Annotated in this window: 18 protein-coding genes; 8 read left to right on the top strand and 10 right to left on the bottom strand. The window is 57.2% G+C overall.

Features of this window, described 5'->3' with window-relative positions:
• Positions 1–4: 4 nt before the first annotated feature.
• Complete coding sequence (locus IE156_RS07345; protein ID WP_189391876.1) at positions 5–655, top strand: aminotransferase class IV; 651 nt, start codon at positions 5–7, stop codon at positions 653–655.
• Here IE156_RS07345 and IE156_RS07340 read toward each other — a convergent pair.
• Complete coding sequence (locus tag IE156_RS07340; RefSeq protein ID WP_189391875.1) at positions 632–1432, bottom strand: tRNA threonylcarbamoyladenosine dehydratase; 801 nt, start codon at positions 1430–1432, stop codon at positions 632–634. The genes IE156_RS07345 and IE156_RS07340 overlap by 24 nt on opposite strands.
• Positions 1433–1684: 252 nt before the next feature.
• Here IE156_RS07340 and IE156_RS07335 point away from each other — a divergent pair, with 252 nt between their 5' ends.
• The 5 genes from IE156_RS07335 to purU are packed head-to-tail and all read left to right on the top strand — an operon-like array spanning position 1685 to position 5636.
• Positions 1685–2356 (top strand): gamma-glutamylcyclotransferase, encoded by a 672-nt coding sequence (locus tag IE156_RS07335; RefSeq protein WP_189391874.1) that lies wholly within the window; start codon positions 1685–1687, stop codon positions 2354–2356.
• A gap of 9 nt (positions 2357–2365) precedes the next feature.
• Positions 2366–2998, top strand: coding sequence for a pyridoxamine 5'-phosphate oxidase (pdxH, locus tag IE156_RS07330; RefSeq protein ID WP_189391873.1), 633 nt, complete (start codon positions 2366–2368; stop codon positions 2996–2998).
• A gap of 41 nt (positions 2999–3039) precedes the next feature.
• A complete protein-coding gene (locus IE156_RS07325) occupies positions 3040–3552 on the top strand; it encodes a flavin reductase family protein (protein WP_189391872.1) in 513 nt (170 codons plus the stop codon).
• 25 nt (positions 3553–3577) lie between these two features.
• On the top strand, positions 3578–4756 hold the full coding sequence (locus IE156_RS07320; RefSeq protein WP_268248106.1) for an NAD(P)/FAD-dependent oxidoreductase: 1179 nt from the start codon (positions 3578–3580) through the stop codon (positions 4754–4756).
• 25 nt (positions 4757–4781) lie between these two features.
• Positions 4782–5636: a formyltetrahydrofolate deformylase gene (purU, locus tag IE156_RS07315; protein WP_229841166.1), complete on the top strand. Its 855-nt coding sequence runs from the start codon at positions 4782–4784 to the stop codon at positions 5634–5636.
• A gap of 81 nt (positions 5637–5717) precedes the next feature.
• On the opposite strand, the gene ggt is transcribed toward purU, so the two are convergent.
• Both ggt and IE156_RS07305 read right to left on the bottom strand, forming a co-directional pair.
• Positions 5718–7463 carry a gamma-glutamyltransferase gene (gene ggt / locus IE156_RS07310; RefSeq protein ID WP_189391869.1) on the bottom strand — a complete coding sequence of 582 codons (1746 nt, stop codon included), beginning with the start codon at positions 7461–7463 and terminating at the stop codon, positions 5718–5720.
• Positions 7460–8341, bottom strand: a complete 882-nt coding sequence (locus IE156_RS07305) for a LysR substrate-binding domain-containing protein (protein WP_189391868.1) — start codon at positions 8339–8341, stop codon at positions 7460–7462. Before IE156_RS07305 ends, ggt begins: the two co-directional genes overlap by 4 nt.
• Before the next feature lie 279 nt (positions 8342–8620).
• Between IE156_RS07305 and IE156_RS07300 the strand changes: the two genes are divergently transcribed.
• Entirely contained in the window at positions 8621–9814 is a 1194-nt protein-coding gene (locus IE156_RS07300) for an acyl-CoA dehydrogenase (RefSeq protein WP_189391867.1), read from the top strand.
• Positions 9815–9891: 77 nt separating this feature from the next.
• Here the strand turns inward: IE156_RS07300 and IE156_RS07295 are convergent, their stop codons facing one another.
• Positions 9892–10329, bottom strand: coding sequence for a MaoC family dehydratase (locus IE156_RS07295; protein WP_189391866.1), 438 nt, complete (start codon positions 10327–10329; stop codon positions 9892–9894).
• A 307-nt stretch (positions 10330–10636) separates the two neighbouring features.
• Here IE156_RS07295 and IE156_RS07290 point away from each other — a divergent pair, with 307 nt between their 5' ends.
• Positions 10637–11452: an alpha/beta fold hydrolase gene (locus tag IE156_RS07290; RefSeq protein WP_189391865.1), complete on the top strand. Its 816-nt coding sequence runs from the start codon at positions 10637–10639 to the stop codon at positions 11450–11452.
• 51 nt (positions 11453–11503) lie between these two features.
• Here IE156_RS07290 and IE156_RS07285 read toward each other — a convergent pair whose 3' ends face one another.
• The 6 genes from IE156_RS07285 to mog all read right to left on the bottom strand — a co-directional run bounded on the left by IE156_RS07285 (position 11504) and on the right by mog (position 17266).
• Complete coding sequence (locus tag IE156_RS07285) at positions 11504–12529, bottom strand: L-threonylcarbamoyladenylate synthase (RefSeq protein ID WP_189391864.1); 1026 nt, start codon at positions 12527–12529, stop codon at positions 11504–11506.
• Entirely contained in the window at positions 12522–13703 is a 1182-nt protein-coding gene (locus tag IE156_RS07280; protein WP_189392238.1) for a 5-(carboxyamino)imidazole ribonucleotide synthase, read from the bottom strand. Before IE156_RS07280 ends, IE156_RS07285 begins: the two co-directional genes overlap by 8 nt.
• A 15-nt stretch (positions 13704–13718) precedes the next feature.
• Positions 13719–14231 carry a 5-(carboxyamino)imidazole ribonucleotide mutase gene (gene purE / locus IE156_RS07275; protein WP_189391863.1) on the bottom strand — a complete coding sequence of 171 codons (513 nt, stop codon included), beginning with the start codon at positions 14229–14231 and terminating at the stop codon, positions 13719–13721.
• A 242-nt stretch (positions 14232–14473) separates the two neighbouring features.
• Complete coding sequence (locus IE156_RS07270) at positions 14474–15355, bottom strand: phosphoribosylaminoimidazolesuccinocarboxamide synthase (RefSeq protein WP_189391862.1); 882 nt, start codon at positions 15353–15355, stop codon at positions 14474–14476.
• Between the two features lie 135 nt (positions 15356–15490).
• Complete coding sequence (gene fba / locus IE156_RS07265; RefSeq protein WP_189391861.1) at positions 15491–16555, bottom strand: class II fructose-bisphosphate aldolase; 1065 nt, start codon at positions 16553–16555, stop codon at positions 15491–15493.
• Between the two features lie 81 nt (positions 16556–16636).
• Positions 16637–17266 (bottom strand): molybdopterin adenylyltransferase, encoded by a 630-nt coding sequence (mog, locus tag IE156_RS07260; RefSeq protein ID WP_189391860.1) that lies wholly within the window; start codon positions 17264–17266, stop codon positions 16637–16639.
• Positions 17267–17311 lie beyond the last annotated feature (45 nt).

The following is a 17311-nucleotide window of genomic DNA, read 5'->3' as shown; positions in this document are numbered from 1 at the left end:
CATCATGAGCCAAAGCAAACCTGAATTGATAGAAACCTTGCGGGTAGACGCGGACGGCCAGATTCCCTTGCTGGAACTGCATCTGGAACGGGTGGCGCGTAGTTGCACGGAGCTGGGCTACGACTGGGATGCCAATATCTGGTTGCAAGCCATGCATACGGCGCTGGGCCAGGCCCCTGTCAACACGCCCCTGCGACTGCGTATCTTATGGAATGCCAATACCAGCGCCAATGCACAGGCCCAGGCCTTGCCCACACTGGAGGGCCCTTTACAGCTATGTCTGTCCAAGACCCCCTTACCCAGCCAAGACCCGCTACTCTCGCACAAGACCACGCATCGTCCCTGGTATCAGGATGCCGCTACCCTACTGGAAAAACATCCCCAGCTCTTTGATGTGGTCTTTCTGGATACGCAAAACCGGGTTTGCGAGGGCAGCCGCAGCAATATTTATGTCAAAGACGATCAGGGACAGTGGTGGACACCCCCAGCACAAGGCTGGTTGCTGCCCGGCGTGCAACGACAAGCGCTTTTAAATAGCGGTCTGGTCCGGGAAGCGGAGATTTCCCTGGATGCCCTGCTGAATGCAAAGGCGATTCGTGTCTCGAATGCCTTGCGCGGCTGGCAGAATGCCTTATTGGTTCAAAATCCGGTTTAGGGCGTAATCAGCGGCCTGCATCCCCATGCTGGCCGTGATCGTGACCCCGGAGCCGTAGCCCGCACAGGCCAAACCCTGCAAGGCACCGTCTTCTGACTGGGTCCAATTTTGCGGCAGTCGGGTTTCCTGTTCAAACCACAGACAATCCACGCCCATACGAGGCACGCGCTTCAAGGCACGACCTTGAGCATCACTGCCGCGCGCAAAACCATGTTGTTTACGCAGAATCTGACGCAGCTTGCCCAATAAGGCATCATGGCGTGCTACCGACAAATCTCCCCGGCGCAAGCTCAGGGGATCGGTTTTACCGCCCGCACCGCCACAACTTAGTAACGGCACCTTGCAACGCTTGGCCTGCAGGATCAGGGCAATTTTGGCACTGGCCTGATCAGTGCAATCCAAAAACACGGTGGGAAGCTGATCCATCAGGCTGGCCGCATTATCCTCGGTGACAAAGTCTTCAATCAACTGAAGCTGACACGTAGGGTTGATCTGGGCAATGCGCTGGGCCATGGCTTCAATTTTGGCCATGCCCAAGGTGCTGTCCAGCGCAGGCAACTGGCGATTGATATTGGATTCGGCAATATTGTCCAGATCAATCAAGGTGATCCGGCCGACTGCAGAGCGGGCCAGGGCTTCTACCGCCCAGGTGCCTACGCCCCCGATACCGGCCACCATCACATGGGCGGCGGCCAGACGCTCGCGCGCTCCGGCTCCATACAAACGATCCAAACCACCGAAACGGCGTTCGGCATCCAGGTTGTGCTGCTCTGTCATGCAATCAATCCATCACCGGCCCATACGGCCAAACCCGTCGATTTTACGTCTAATTTCACCTATTCCGCCCCTGAAAGGCTGCTTATGCCCTGGCAGCTTGACTCCGCTCTGCCAAATAGCAACACTCATATAAGCAAATTAGTATTTTTCCTTAGTTATCAGCAAGAAAGCCCGCTACAGTGGACTGTCATTGCTCTACAATTGTCATAGGTTTCAAGCATCTATGATTTTGGCTTACTACCCCTTTTCGCCGTGAACATCGATTCTATTTCCGACTCACCCTCCGCCGTACCCACACCGTGCAGCTTTCGTATCCTGAGTGACGAAGAGCGCAATGCGTCTTTGCGCCAGTCCCTGGAAGAAGCGCAGTGGTGTGACAAGCAAGACCTGTGGGTCTATGGCTACGGCTCGCTGATCTGGCGTCCCGACTTTGAATTTGCCGAGCAGCGCCAAGCCTTGCTGCGCGGCTATCACCGGGCGCTGTGCTTATGGTCACGTATCAACCGCGGCACGCCCGAGCAGCCCGGTTTGGTCTTTGGGCTGGATGTAGGTGGTTCCTGTCGTGGTATGGCCTTCCGTATCCCTGCTGACAGCGTGCCCAAAGTGTTCGATGCCCTATGGCTGCGCGAGATGCCCAGTGGTGCCTATATTCCCCGCTGGTTGCGCTGCCGCACCAGCCAGGGCGATATCCGCGCACTGGTCTTTACCATGAACCGCAAAACCGATGCTTACGTACCCCGTATGCCGGACGAACAGCTGCGGCAAGTGGTGCATTCGGCCCAGGGCACCAATGGCCCTTGCATCGAATACGTCATGGAAACCGCTTCGGCGCTGCAACGCTCTAAAATTCTGGATAAACGCCTGCAATCAGTGGTTCAATTACTACAGAACCAGACTGCACTGCTTACTCCTCAACAAGCCTAAGAGCGCCCCATGTCCCTTGCTGATTTTCGTAACGAATACGAACGCTTTTCCCTGAGCGAAGACGAACTTTGCGCCGATCCCCGCCAGCAATTTCAACGCTGGCTGGATCAGGCCCTGGAACTGAAAGAAGTCGAGCCGACCGCCATGACCCTGGCCACGGTCGACGCTCAGGGCCGACCGTCGGCGCGTATCGTGCTGCTTAAAGGTTACGACGAGCAAGGCCTGGTGTTCTTTACCAATTACTTGTCCCGCAAAGGCCAGGACCTGGACCAGAACCCCTGGGCCAGCCTGTCCTTTTTCTGGCCCTCCATGGAACGCCAGGTGCGCTTTGAAGGCCGCATCAGCCGTGTCAGCGCTGCCGAATCGGACGAATACTTCCACAGCCGCCCGCTGGGCTCGCGCATTGGCGCCTGGGTTTCGCCCCAGAGCCAGCCCATCAGCCGCGCCGAGCTGGATGCCCGCACTCAGCAGTACACTGACAGCTTAGGTGACCATCCCGCCCGCCCTGAACATTGGGGTGGCTTTCGACTGATACCAGACCATATCGAATTTTGGCAGGGCCGCGCCTCGCGACTGCACGACAGGTTGGTATTCGACCGCAAGGACCAAGCTGAATGGGAGTTGAGCCGATTGGCTCCATAAAGGCGTAGCTCCAGTCACGCCCTCCTGTCAGACATGATGCAATGACTGTTTTCTCTTCTACTTTCGATAGCGATTTCTTTCGCTCGGCACTAGGCCGTTTCGCTACAGGCGTCACGGTCGTGACCGGCCCCAATAAAGACCACCCGAGTCAGGCCATTGGCCTGACCGTCAGTTCCTTTAACTCGGTCTCCCTGAACCCGCCCCTGGTTCTATGGTCGCTGGCCAAGCGTTCCCATTCCCTGCCGCACTTTGTGCAAGGCGCAGGCTATGTGATCCATGTTTTAGGGGCCAGCCAGCTGTCACTGGCCAAACGGTTTGCCTGGGGCGAACAAGCTGAACGCTTTCGCGACCACCCCATCAAACACTCCCCGCTGGGTTTACCCATGCTGGACGACGAGCGTTGCAGCGCCTGGTTTGAATGCAAGCCCTATGCCGTGCATGAAGCGGGCGATCATCTGATCTTTATTGGTGAAGTCACCCACTGCGAACGCAGCGCCCATCAGCCCCTGATCTACCATGCGGGCGACTTTGACCTGACCCCATCGCTGGTGTGATGCATCGTTTCGATCCACTGCCTGACTGCGACCACAGGCCGGGAGTACACTACGCCTTTTACTCCAACGCGCCAACAAGGTCTTGATCATGGCAAACGATGTCGATTGCATAGTGCTGGGAGCCGGAGTCGTAGGTTTGGCCTGCGCCCGACAAATGGCTCAGCAAGGCATGGAGGTTCTGCTGATCGAGCAAACCGCCAGTATCGGCAATGGAGTCAGCTCGCGTAACTCGGAAGTCATCCACGCTGGTATCTACTACACGCCCGGCAGCCTGAAGGCCCGGCTGTGCGTAGAAGGCAAAGCCATGCTGTATGACTACTGCCAAGAGCATCATATAGACCACGCCCGTTGCGGCAAGCTGATTGTAGCCACGACACCAGAACAGGAAGCTGGCCTGCAAAAACTGCAGGATCAGGCACGTGCCTGTGGCGTGGACGATTTGCAGTGGCTGGATGCCGCTCAGGCCAAGGCATTGGAACCGGCCTTGAATTGCAGCGCCGCCCTGCTGTCACCCTCTACCGGCATTGTGGATACCCATGCCTTGATGCTAGCTTTGCAAGGCGATGCAGAAAACCACGGTGCACAACTGGTATTCAATACCCCTTTTGTCAGCGCCCGCGTGCTGCCCGGCCAAGGCTTTGAGGTTCAGGTCGGTGGTGCCGAGGCTTTCAGCCTGACCACCACCCATTTGATCAATGCCGCAGGCCTGGCTGCGGTTGATGCAGCAAGGCACATAGAAGGTCTGGACCCCAGCCACGTCCCGAACGCCTATCTGTGCAAGGGCAGCTATTTTTCGCTGACAGGCCGCTCGCCCTTCAAGCATCTGATTTACCCCATGCCCAATAAAGCCGGTCTCGGTGTGCATCTGACACTGGACTTGGCCGGCCAGGCCCGTTTTGGCCCAGACACAGAATGGGTGCAGGACGAAAACTACGATATGGACCCGCAGCGGGGCCAAGCCTTTTACGCTGCGGTGCGCGAATATTGGCCTGCCCTGCCCGATAACAGCCTGAACCCCGCCTATAGTGGTATCCGGCCTAAAATTGTGCCCGCAGGCCATGCAGCGGCCGACTTCGTCTTTTCGGGGCCCGCCAACCACGGCATCCCGGGACTGCTGAATCTGTTCGGCATCGAATCCCCCGGCCTGACCGCCTGTTTAGCGATTGCACAACACAGTCAGCAAACTCTGGCTCAAGCAGATTAAAAACTCTTCTGAAATCTTTACAATACTGTCGATGAACGATTACATCTTGACCCTATCCTGCCCGGATCGTACCGGCATTGTCCACAACGTATCGGGCTGGCTGCTTGAGCAGAACGGCAACATTCTTGAGGCCCAGCAGTTTGGCGACGCCGCCACCAACCGCTTTTTCCTGCGTATTCAGTTTTCTCTACCTGAAAAGCAGGACGTCAACGCCCTGCAAGCCGGTTTTGCGCCCATAGCTGAAAAATTCGGCATGGAAGCCAATATTTATGATGCCCAGCGCAAAGCCCGTTTGCTGATTCTGGTCAGCCGCCAAGGCCATTGCCTGAACGATCTGCTGTTCCGCGCCCACAGCGGCCAGTTGCCGGTTGAAATTGCTGCCGTGGCCTCCAACCACACTGACCACGCCGGTCTGGCTTCTTCCTACGGCATTCCTTTCCATCACCTGCCGGTGACACCGGAAACCCGTCCCGAGCAAGAACAGCAAATCATCGACCTAGCTCGTGATCTGAAAGTTGATCTGGTTGTGCTAGCCCGCTACATGCAGATTCTGTCCACCAATCTGTGCCAGTCTTTATCTGGCCGTGCCATCAATATTCACCACAGCTTCTTGCCGAGCTTCAAGGGAGCACGTCCCTACCACCAGGCTCATGCTCGCGGTGTGAAGATTATTGGTGCCACCGCTCACTACGTGACGGCTGATCTGGACGAAGGCCCGATCATCGAGCAGGACGTTGAACACGTGACCCATGCCGTCAGCCCGACTGAACTGACACAGATCGGTAGCGATGTGGAATCTCTGGTTCTGGCCCGCGCCGTGCGTGCGCACGTTGAGCATCGTATTTTGCTAAACGATCAGCGCACCGTGGTGTTCCGCTAAGCAGCAGGCTTAAGCCAGTCTTAAGCCCAAAAATAAGGCCCTCAATGCCGCGGATGCAGATCCACGGCATTGAGGGCTTTTTTATTGCCCTAACGCCAAACCTTCACGCCTCGGGTCTACCCCGGCCTCCAGCCCTTCCTTGGTCCAGCGAATCACATGCGTACCGCTGGGAAAAGGCTGTTCACGAACCTCGTGCCCCATCGCTCGCAAGGCTTGGGACTGCTCTGTCACAGAGGCTCCCGCCTCCAGTTCTGTTGCCCAGTTACGGCTGCCATAGTGCGGCAGGCTGACGGCTTCTTGCGCATCCAGGTTCCAGATCAACATACCGGTCAACGCCTGAGCCACGTAAGGAATGATGGCGCTGCCACCGGGCGAGCCCACAGCAATCACAGGACGACCATCCTGCATCACGATCATGGGTGCCATAGAGCTGCGTGGACGTTTACCCGGCTCCACTCGGTTCACAGACAAACGTCCCATCTCATCTTTGGGGCTTAAAGCAAAGTCCGTCAGCTGATTGTTCAGCAAGAAACCACGCACCATAATCTTGCTGCCAAAAGCCGATTCCACCGAGGTCGTCATGGACACCACCTGTCCATTAGCATCCGCCACTGACACATGCGTAGTCGATGGCAGCTCCGGCGTATTGTCAGTGGCTGCTTGCGAATCCGCCAGGGGCTTGCCCGGCTGGGCGTGGCCCATGGAACGATCAGCCTGAATCAAGGCGGCACGCGATTTCAGATACTCCGGGGCCAACAAAGCCTGCTGCGGCACAGACACAAACGCAGGGTCTGCAACCCAGGCGTCCCGGTCGGCAAAAGCCAGACGACCTGCCTCGGAGAAATAATGGATCGCTTCGGCTGACTGGGGGTTTGCAGAGGCAATAGGCGTGTGCTGCAAGATACCCAGCATCTGCATCACGCTGATCGGGCCAGAACTGGGTGGTGCCATGCCGCACAGGGCCCATTGCTGCCAGTCCATACAGAGCGGTTCACGTCGCAAGGCACGATAATCGCGCAGATCCGACTCGGTTAAATCTCCGGCAATGGGATCGGCCTCCACGGCAGCCACCATATCGCGAGCCAGATCACCACTGTAAAACGCCTGCGCCCCGTACTTAGCCAGCACACGCAACACTTGTGCGTATTCTTTATTGTGCAGACGATGACCCACCGGCCACGGTTTGCCTTGCCCATCCAGGAAATAAGCTCGGGTAGCGGCCTTATCAGCCAGCTCCGGGTTGTCGGCAATCAGGGCATGCAAGCGCGGGCTGACTTCAAAGCCGCCTTCGGCCAATTCAATGGCTGGGTCAAACAGCTGAGCCCAAGGCAAGACACCGCCATCCTGATGCATCAACTCCAAGGCACGCATCAAACCTGGTACCCCCACCGAGCGACCGCTATTAACCGCCTGCTTGAAGGACATGGTTTTACCGTCCAACTCGAAGCGGTCCAGGCTGCTGGCAGCAGGTACAGTCTCGCGCCCGTCGTAACTCAACAAGCCAGACTTAGGCTGAAACATCAGCAAGAAACCGCCCCCACCCACCCCGGAGGATTGGGGTTCCACCAAGCCCAAAACCAGTTGACTGGCAATCGCCGCATCCACCGCACTGCCACCCTGCTCCAACATGCGCAAACCAGCGCGGCTTGCCAGAGGATGCGCCGTCACCACCATGCTTTTGCTACTCACCACCTTATCGCGTTGCGCATAGCTGCTGGCTGCTTCGGGGTTCAAGTGCTGGCTTAGGTTCTGCTTGGCCTGAGTAGGCAAGGCCAAGGCTACAGCCAGCGCTCCCAGCACGACGCGGGGTTTCCAATGCAGTCTCATGTGTTCTCCTTTTCTTGCACCAGCAGCCATTGTTCCAGCAATAACACCGCGTCACTGGGCTCATTGGCCGTGGGATAACTAAAAAAATAGGCTTCGCTGACAGGCATGGCATGGGGTACCGGCATGATCAGCTCTCCTTGGTCCAGGGCCTGTTGCACCAAAAAGCGCGGCATCAGGGCCAGCCCCATATCCGCTTGCAGTGCCGCCATCACTAAACTGAACAGCTCATAGCGTGGGCCGGAGCTGACACGCAGATCGGGCTCCAGACCAGCGGAGCGATACCAATCTGCCCAGCTATCCGGCCGCGTCGACATGTGCAGGTGAACCAGCTTGTGCCAGTCACCACTGGCTGCCAGCTTGGGCGAGCAAACCGGCACCAAGTCACCTTCATCAAAGAGCTTGATACCTTCGGTTTGCGGCCATAACTGCCGCCCATGATAAATGGCAGCATCAAAGGGGTGGTCACCAAACTGAAACGGAGTAGTACGCACTGACAGGCTAACCGTGATATCGGGATGGCTCTGGGAGAAAAGGGCCAGACGCGGCATCAGCCACACGGTCGACAAGGTAGGCAGCACAGCCAGATGGATGCTACGGCCCACTCCGGCACGTGCAATCAGGCTGAACGTGTCTTTACCGATCTGCTCCAGGTGATGGCGGATACGGGCGGCATAGTCCCGCCCCGCCGGAGTCAGCACCAGCCGACGACGCACACGTGTCAACAAGCTCACACCCAGACGCTGCTCCAGGCCACTAACTTGTCTATACACCGCGCTATGCGTCAAAGACAGTTCCTCGGCCGCACGCGAAAACGTCCCCAAGCGGGCCGTTGCCTCAAAAGCCTGTAATGCACCCAAACTGGGCACGCCTTGTCTCATTCGTTTCCCTCTTGATTGAAATCTCTGTCCTGTCCAACAACGGCCCTGACGGGATCGTTACGCAAGCACACGATATTGTGCAATTTTATCAATTGCCTTGTGCGCTTTATGCACACTATGCTGAGACTTTATATTGATATCGCCTGCTTGCCAGCGCCTGATAGTGCCGCGGCCAGCCACCATCAGCGATACTCAAGCTGCTCTTTTCCATTTTCCAGACCAATGGCGTCCTCGCCGGCCTCATTTGACTGACCGTATTGATCTTCCCGGAGTACCTCTATGTCTGCCAATCCCTCCTTCCATTGGGACGACCCTCTACTGCTGAATCAACAGTTGAGCGATGAAGAACGTATGGTGCGCGACGCAGCCCACGTTTATGCGCAGGAAAAGCTGTTGCCGCGCGTGCTGGAGGCCTTTCGCCACGAACAGACTGACCCGGCCATCTTTGCCGAGATGGGTGAACTGGGCTTGTTGGGAGCCACCATTCCTGAGGCCTATGGTGGCGCCGGTCTGAACTATGTCAGCTACGGTTTGATCGCCCGCGAAGTGGAGCGTGTGGACTCGGGCTACCGTTCCATGATGAGCGTGCAGTCCTCACTGGTGATGGTGCCGATTTTTGAATTCGGTAGCGAAGAGCAAAAACAAAAATACCTGCCCAAGCTGGCTAGCGGTCAATGGATTGGTTGCTTTGGCCTGACCGAGCCCAATCATGGCTCAGACCCTGGCGCGATGGAGTGCCGCGCACTCAAAGTGGATGGCGGCTATCGCCTGAGCGGCAACAAGACCTGGATTACCAACTCCCCCATTGCCGACGTATTCGTCGTCTGGGCCAAGGTCGTCGGTGGTGAGGACGATGGCAAGATTCGTGGCTTTATTCTGGAAAAGGGTATGAAAGGCCTGTCCACTCCCGCCATTCACGGCAAAGTGGGCTTGCGAGCCTCGCTAACCGGCGAGATTGTGATGGCCGATGTGGACATTGCAGATAGCCAGATGCTGCCCAATGTATCGGGCTTGCGTGGGCCGTTCACCTGCCTGAACTCTGCCCGCTTTGGTATTGCCTGGGGCGCATTGGGCGCGGCTGAATCCTGCTGGCATACCGCCCGCCAGTACACATTGGACCGTAAGCAGTTTGGCCGCCCTTTAGCGGCGAATCAATTAATCCAGAAAAAACTGGCCGATATGCAAACCGAGATCACGCTGGCGCTACAAGGCTGCTTGCGTCTGGGGCGCATGAAAGACGAAGGCACGGGCGCAGTGGAAATCACGTCCATCATGAAACGCAATTCCTGCGGCAAGGCGCTGGACATTGCCCGTCTGGCACGCGATATGCTGGGTGGCAACGGCATCTCTGACGAGTTCGGTATCGCCCGCCATCTGGTCAATCTGGAAGTGGTGAACACCTATGAAGGCACCCACGATGTCCACGCCTTGATCCTGGGTCGTGCCCAAACGGGGATTCAAGCCTTCTTCTAAATCAGACTCGCTAAAGGCAGAACAACCTGTTTTGCCCTTGCCCCCCCCCTTTTTGGGGGCGGCGAGCTAAAAGTACCTTAAGGCTTCAGTTCAAACATGCTGGTGGCTTCCAGCTCCAGCACCAGTTCATCGCGCTGGTTGTAGACATTCCAGCTCCAGCGAACGATGCCCAGATCTGAACGACTGCTGGACACACGCTTGGACAGGACGGTGGCTTCCAGACGGATGGAGTCGCCCTCCCGTACCGGCAGGACCCAGCGCAAGCGTTCCAGGCCGGGGGAACCAAAGGACTCGGAGTCATGTAAGGCAGAGTCCACCGCCATACGCATGGTTTTGCCGCAAGTCAGCCAGCCGCTGGCAATCAAGCCGCCCCAGTGGCCTTGCTCGGCTTGCTTGTCGTCAATGTGAAAGGACTGCGGATCGTACTTCTGGGCGAATTCCAGCATTTCTTCGCGAGTCACAGGAACCAGTGGATGCTTGATAAGCATGCCCACTTCAAATTCAGCAAATTTCATGTAGTTGTGCAACCAAAAAAGCCCCACGCTACGCCTTTGGCTTGCTGCCCCAAAAGGGGGAGCTTTTTGCCGGGGGCGCCGAGCCTTGGGACGGCCCGGCGGCAAAAAAAGATCGAGAGCGCCACTCTACCATCTCTGCCAAAATTTGCAGCCCCCCGCCAGAATGCGTACAAAACAGCAGCAAAATGTCCACATCAGGGACCAGGGCCGGCCAGCCAGTGCGCCCCGGATCAATCTATGGCATAAAGGAAGTTTCCTAATCACTTTAGCGCCCAGTTCGTCCGGGGCTTCTGCACACAAAACGGCTATGACAACACTCGATTCATCTTTGCAATTTGCGAGCCTGACTCAGGGCACACAGGCCATCCAGCTGGAGTATCAACGTATTGCCCCTGAACGGGATACGGCCCCCTTGCTGGTGTTTCTGCACGAAGGTTTGGGCTCGATTGCAATGTGGAAGGACTGGCCGGCGCAGTTGTGCGAACAAACCGGCTGTAGCGGCTTGATGTATTCACGCTATGGCTATGGCCGCAGCACCCCGCGTCAGGACAAGGGCCCCAAACAGCCAGACTATTTGCACGAGCAATCTCTGGAAGTACTGCCGCAATTGCTGGAACAATTAGGTGAAGACGGTAAAAAACGCCCGATTGTGCTGCTTGGCCATAGCGATGGCGGCTCGATCGCCCTGCTGGCGGCCAGCGGCTTTAGCGACAAGCTGCAAGGCATTGTGGTCATGGCCCCGCACCTGTTTGTGGAAGATATTTCCCTGCGCGGCATTCTGGTCGCCCGCGAAGCCTACGAGCAAGGCTTTTTACGCGAACGCCTGGGCCGTTATCACGACAATGTGGAATCGGCTTTCTGGGGCTGGAACGCTACGTGGACCGACCCTCAGTTCCGCGACTGGAATATTGAAGAAGACGTCAGCCGCATTACCTGCCCAATTCTAGCGATTCAGGGGGTGGATGATGAATACGGCACGCTGGAACAGATTCGCCGCATCAAAGAGCTGGTGCCCCATACCGAGCTGCTGGAGCTGGAGCAGTGTGGCCACCTGCCCTACCGCGACAAGGAAGCACAGGTGAACCAGGCAATTACCGACTTTCTGAAGCAGACTGCCCGCTAAGCAGCGGCCGCTCTCAATTCCTGAAACACACAGCCCACTTAAACAGCAGACTTACTCAAAGGCCGCTGCAGCGCGACCCAGGCGGTCATTGACCGCCTGCCAGGCTGGTGTATCCGGGCAGCGTTGCACCCAAATATGTTCGTACTGGCCTTGATCCAGGCGACGCAGCATGGCGTACAAATCCTGGGCATACACTTGCGCATCGTTGCTACACACATACCAGTCATGTACATCCGCCGAAAATGGCGGTAAGGCGGCAAAGGCAACCACAGCCTGTTTTCCACCCTGGGCCAAGGCCGCCTGCACCGCTGGTGCACGATTCTCGTCAAATAACGACAAAGGCGTGCGAGGCGCGTAATGGGCTTTCAAGCTGCCCGATACTTGAGGGGCTTGTTGATCCGGGCTGGCAGGCTCATAGCCTATGACTTCGGCAATCATGGCTGCTGTGATATGACCAGGCCGCAACAGCACGGCACCGACACCTTGCTGGGTACGCGACACATCCACAATCGTGGACTCGATCCCCACTTCTGAAGGTCCCGCTTCCACGATCAGCAAGTCGTCCGCACTCATATCGGCAAACTCGTCACGCACATGGCTGGCGGCAGTCGGTGATACCTGACCAAACTTATTGGCCGAGGGCGCAGCCACTCCGGCCTGTCCGGTGGGCTTGAGTTCAGCCATGCGTTTAAGCAAAGCCTGGGCGACAGGATGGGACGGACAACGAATACCGATGCTGCTTTGACCACCACTGACCGTATCAGGGATGGCCGGGTTACGCGGCAGAATCAGGGTCAAGGGACCGGGCCAGAAGGCATCCATCAATTGTTGCGCCACCGGCGGAACATCCGTTACCCAGTAACGTAGGTCGGCTCCGGGTGCCACATGCACAATCAAGGGATGATTGGCTGGGCGGCCTTTGGCCTTGTAAATCAGCTGCACCGCAGCCGGGTTTTCTGCATCCGCCCCCAAACCGTAAACCGTCTCGGTCGGAAAAGCCACCAGCCCCCCCTGTGCCAGCACATGGGCAGCGTGCTCTATCTGCTGGCCAGAAGGGCTATGAGTGGAATCAGTCATGATCAAAAGCGATGTGCAAGGCGGTAGCGGCTCGTGCTGTGCGCTCGCGCACCTGCTGATCGGATTCGCCCACAATATTGACGTGACCCATTTTGCGGCCTGCGCGAGCTTCTGTTTTGCCATACAGGTGCAAAGACACACCCGGCACAGCCAACAAGGCGGCCCAATCGGGTTCACGCATCTGGCCTTGAGCATCAAACCAGATATCGCCCAGAATATTGAGCATCATGGATGGGCACAGCGCCTGGGTATCGCCCAGGGGCAAGGCAGCCATCACTCGTGCCTGCTGTTCAAACTGGCTGGTGACACACGCATTCATGGTGTAGTGCCCACTATTATGCGGACGCGGTGCCACTTCATTCGCCAGCCAGCGGCCGTCTTCCAGAATGAAGAACTCCACACACAATACGCCTACGTAATCCAGAGTCCGGGCAATCGCTGCCGCTGCCTGACGCGCCTGTTCAGACATGGCATCGTCCTGGAACTGGGCACTGACAGTGGACACCGCCAAAATGCCATCGCGGTGTTCATTGCGTGCGCAGGGAAAGGTTTTAACCTGATCATCCAGACCACGGGCCAGGACAACGGATATCTCGGACTTCAAGGGTTGCAAGGCTTCCAGCACACAGGCTTGCGAACCAAATTCTTTGAAAGCGGCCAGGGCTTGATCACGATCCGCAACACGGGCCTGGCCTTTACCGTCATAGCCAAAACGGGCCGTCTTCAAGATACCGGGGAACAAGGCGCTGTCAGCCGCTTGCAGATCATCCAGGCTCTCAATGGCGGCGTACGGTGCCACTGGCACACCTGCCTGCGAGATGAAAGCCTTTTCACGAATACGATCTTGCACAATACCCACTGCATCGCCAGAAGGCGTCACACGTGTGTACTGGGCCAGGGTCAGCAAGGACTGCGCAGGCACGTTTTCGAACTCGGTACTGACGGCTTGGCACAGTTCCCCCAAACGGACCAGCGCTTGCGCATCATCGTAGGCCGCGCAGATATGCAGATCCGCTACAGCACCGGCCGGGCTTTGGGTGTCGGGGTCCAGCACCGCCACTTTGTAGCCCAGGCTTTGGGCGCTATGGCAGAACATGCGGCCCAGTTGGCCGCCTCCAATCATGCCTAGCCAAGAACCAGGAATCAGAAGAGCAGCATCAGTCATGGGGGTCATCATCACAAAATCAAATCAGGCAGTAGCAGGAGGAACACGCATCGCTCGGGCAGCCTCAGTCTGGCGGGCACGGTACGCAATCAGTTTTTCAGTCAGGACCGTGTCATTAACAGCCAGATTGGCAATGACATGCAAGGCAGCATTGGCAGCACCGGCCTCGCCAATGGCGAAGGTGGCAACCGGCACGCCCTTGGGCATCTGCACAATGGACAGCAAAGAATCTTCACCGCGCAAATAACGCGAAGGCACAGGCACGCCAAACACAGGCAAATGCGTCAGGGCAGCCAGCATGCCGGGCAAATGAGCGGCCCCGCCTGCACCCGCAATAATGGCTTTCAGGCCACGGGCCGGAGCCTGGGCACCGTAATCCACCATATCAATCGGCATGCGGTGAGCGGAGACGACGCGGCATTCATAGGACACACCAAACTCGTCGAGAATGGCTACCGCCTGGCTCATGACCTCCCAGTCGCTGGAGGAACCCATCACAATGCCCACTGTGGGGGTCGCAGGAGTTTGTACGCTCATTAGAGATACGCCCTAAAAGGAAGAAGGCGCCATGCTGCCAGGCGCCTTGGTAAATAGAAAAACTGCAGGGGCCATCCAACGATGGGTTTTCAGGCGGGGCAGACTTTGCGCTGCCCATCGCCCTCCCCAAAAGCCCGGCTCGTTGTCGCAAAGTCGTCCAACGACATACAGCCGTGCACCACGCTGCTTATGACGACTAGACCGCTCGTTTACGGCGAGGGCCTGTCCGGGCTGCAGACCATTCACGCCGTCAGGCGCTCCAGGGCTTCGCGGTATTTATCAGCAGTACGCTCGGCCACTTCAGCAGGCAAACGCGGTGCGGGCGGCGTTTTGTCCCAGACCTGGGTTTCCAGCCAATCACGCACAAACTGCTTATCGTAAGACGGTGGGCTGATGCCTTCGGCATAGCTGTCGGCTGGCCAGAAACGCGAAGAATCCGGGGTCAGCACTTCGTCCATCAAATGCAGTTGGCCTTGATCGTCCAGGCCAAACTCAAACTTGGTGTCGGCAATCAGAATGCCACGGCTGGCAGCGTACTCCGCCGCTTCGGTGTACAGACGCAAAGTCACATCACGGATCTGTTCAGCCAGATCCTGACCGACTTCTTTGACCACATGTGCAAAATCCACGTTCTCGTCGTGCGAACCCATTTCAGCTTTGGCTGCTGGCGTAAACAGCACGTGCGGCAGCTTGGCCGCTTGCTGCAAACCTGCCGGCAAGGTGATACCGCAAACGGCACCGGTCGCCTGATAGTCTTTCCAGCCCGAACCGATCAAGTAACCACGGGCTACCGCTTCCACCATGATGGGCTTCAAGCGTTTGACCACCATGGAGCGGCCTTCTACTTGCGCGCGCTCTTCAGGAGCCACAACATCCACGGGGTTCACGCCCGTAGTGTGATTAGGGATGATGTGTGCCAGCTTGTTCAGCCAGAACTCGGTCATCTGAGTCAAGACAGCGCCCTTGCCGGGAATAGGGTCGTCCAGAATCACATCGAATGCCGAAATACGATCACTGGCTACGATCAACAACTTATCCTCACCCACCGCATACATGTCCCGAACTTTGCCGCGTGCGAGTAGCGGCAAGGAGCTCAGGCTGGATTGATGTAAGGGCTCTTGCACGATTTCATCCTTAAAACGAAAACATCCCGCTGAATGATAGGCAGGCGGGACGACAGTCCCGGCGTCCACGACACCGGGCAAAGACGCGGAACCGGAACAGGCAGTGGTACTGCCAGCGCCTGCTCCGCCTGACAATTACTGAACGATCTGGGACAGCTCGCCGGTGCTGTACTGGCGGGCGATTTCCTGCAAAGGAATAGCCTTGATCTTGGAGGCTTGACCGGCAGCGCCAAATTCCTGGTAGCGGGCCACGCAGACTTTCTTGGCGGCTTCACGAGCAGGTTTCAGGTATTCGCGTGGGTCGAACTTCTCTGGGTTTTCAAACAGGAAGCGACGGATAGCGGCGGTCATGGCCAAACGGATATCGGTGTCGATATTGATTTTGCGCACACCGTACTTGATGGCTTCCTGAATTTCTTCCACGGGCACGCCGTAGGTTTCTTTCATGTCGCCACCGAACTGGCGGATTTCTGCCAGCAATTCCTGAGGTACGCTGGAGCTGCCGTGCATGACCAAGTGGGTGTTAGGCAAACGATGGTGAATTTCTTTCACACGTTCGATGGACAGAATATCGCCTGTAGGCTTGCGGGTGAATTTGTACGCGCCGTGGCTGGTACCGATAGCAATTGCCAGCGCATCCAGTTGAGTGCGGGTCACAAATTCAGCGGCTTGCTCGGGGTCGGTCAACAACTGGTCCAGGGTCAGCACGCCGTCCGCACCGTGGCCGTCTTCTTTGTCGCCTTGCATGGTTTCCAAAGAACCCAGGCAACCCAGCTCGCCTTCAACGGTCACGCCCAGCTTGTGAGCCATGTCGACCACTTTACGGGTCACTTCCACGTTGTACTCAAAGTCGGCAATGGTTTTGCCGTCAGGCAGCAAGGAGCCGTCCATCATCACACTGGAGAAGCCCAGGTCGATAGCGCCTTTGCAAATCTCGGGGGACTGGCCATGATCCTGGTGCATTACCACGGGGATGTTGGGATAGGACTCAACCGCCGCTTCAATCAGGTGACGCAGAAAATGGCCACCGGCGTATTTACGGGCACCGGCCGACGCCTGCATGATGACGGGACTGTCCGTCTCCGAGGCGGCTTCCATAATGGCCTGGACCTGCTCCAGATTATTGACGTTGAACGCTGGAATACCATAACCTTGCTCGGCCGCGTGATCGAGCAGCTGGCGCATGGAAACTAGGGCCATGAGAAGACCTCCTGAAGACTAAAATAATTGAAAAACTTGACGAGGCATGGTTGATGCCCCGCCGATTGTGTGTTGAGCATGTCAAGGAGCAGGCCGACGCGCCGACTTGGGACGAAAAGCGTGCACCACCTGCTCGTGAGTTTGTGCGTAGGGTCCGCCGATCAGGTCGATGCAATAAGGAACGGCTGCAAAAATACCGGGAACCAATACGTGTCCGGTTTCTGAATCCCGTAATCCTTCCAGTGTTTCCTGAATGGCTTTGGGCTGCCCAGGCAGATTGATAATCAGAGCAGCGTGGTCCTGAATCTCTCGGATGACCGCAACTTGCCGCGACAAAATCGCTGTTGGTACGAATTTTAAACTGATTTGGCGCATCTGTTCACCGAATCCGGGCATTTCGCGCGTTGCAGCGTCCAGAGTGGCCTCGGGTGTCACATCACGGCGAGCCGGACCGGTGCCGCCAGTAGTCAAAATCAGGTCGCAACCCGCCTCGACCAAGTCGACCAGGGCGCCGGTAATCTGGGCACGCTCGTCAGGAATCAAGCGCTCCAGATAGGCCGGGGCGACCGTCAAAGCGCAGTCCAACCAGCGGCGTAGCGCTGGTATACCTTGATCCTGGTACTGTCCACTGGAGGCGCGATCCGAAACCGACACCAAGCCGATGCGCAATTGATCCGGATGTTCGCGGGACGACTGTCGATTGAATGTCATGCTTTTCCTTGGAAGCGAAATAAATTACAGGCCCTGAACGGGCCT

The organism is Alcaligenes pakistanensis (genome assembly GCF_014652815.1).
GTDB classification, from domain to species: Bacteria; Pseudomonadota; Gammaproteobacteria; order Burkholderiales; family Burkholderiaceae_B; genus Alcaligenes; species Alcaligenes pakistanensis.
The sequence above is the reverse complement of the archived record's forward strand: the minus strand, read 5'-3'. Positions and strand labels throughout refer to the sequence as shown.

Coding starts and splice junctions, on each gene's coding strand:
- IE156_RS07345 (WP_189391876.1), top strand. CDS start 5: ATGAGCCAAAGCAAACCTGAATTGATAGAAACCTTGCGGGTAGACGCG.
- IE156_RS07340 (WP_189391875.1), bottom strand. CDS start 1,432: ATGACAGAGCAGCACAACCTGGATGCCGAACGCCGTTTCGGTGGTTTG.
- pdxH (WP_189391873.1), top strand. CDS start 2,366: ATGTCCCTTGCTGATTTTCGTAACGAATACGAACGCTTTTCCCTGAGC.
- IE156_RS07325 (WP_189391872.1), top strand. CDS start 3,040: ATGACTGTTTTCTCTTCTACTTTCGATAGCGATTTCTTTCGCTCGGCA.
- ggt (WP_189391869.1), bottom strand. CDS start 7,463: ATGAGACTGCATTGGAAACCCCGCGTCGTGCTGGGAGCGCTGGCTGTA.
- IE156_RS07305 (WP_189391868.1), bottom strand. CDS start 8,341: ATGAGACAAGGCGTGCCCAGTTTGGGTGCATTACAGGCTTTTGAGGCA.
- IE156_RS07300 (WP_189391867.1), top strand. CDS start 8,621: ATGTCTGCCAATCCCTCCTTCCATTGGGACGACCCTCTACTGCTGAAT.
- IE156_RS07295 (WP_189391866.1), bottom strand. CDS start 10,329: ATGAAATTTGCTGAATTTGAAGTGGGCATGCTTATCAAGCATCCACTG.
- IE156_RS07290 (WP_189391865.1), top strand. CDS start 10,637: ATGACAACACTCGATTCATCTTTGCAATTTGCGAGCCTGACTCAGGGC.
- IE156_RS07285 (WP_189391864.1), bottom strand. CDS start 12,529: ATGACTGATTCCACTCATAGCCCTTCTGGCCAGCAGATAGAGCACGCT.
- IE156_RS07280 (WP_189392238.1), bottom strand. CDS start 13,703: ATGACCCCCATGACTGATGCTGCTCTTCTGATTCCTGGTTCTTGGCTA.
- purE (WP_189391863.1), bottom strand. CDS start 14,231: ATGAGCGTACAAACTCCTGCGACCCCCACAGTGGGCATTGTGATGGGT.
- fba (WP_189391861.1), bottom strand. CDS start 16,555: ATGGCCCTAGTTTCCATGCGCCAGCTGCTCGATCACGCGGCCGAGCAA.
- mog (WP_189391860.1), bottom strand. CDS start 17,266: ATGACATTCAATCGACAGTCGTCCCGCGAACATCCGGATCAATTGCGC.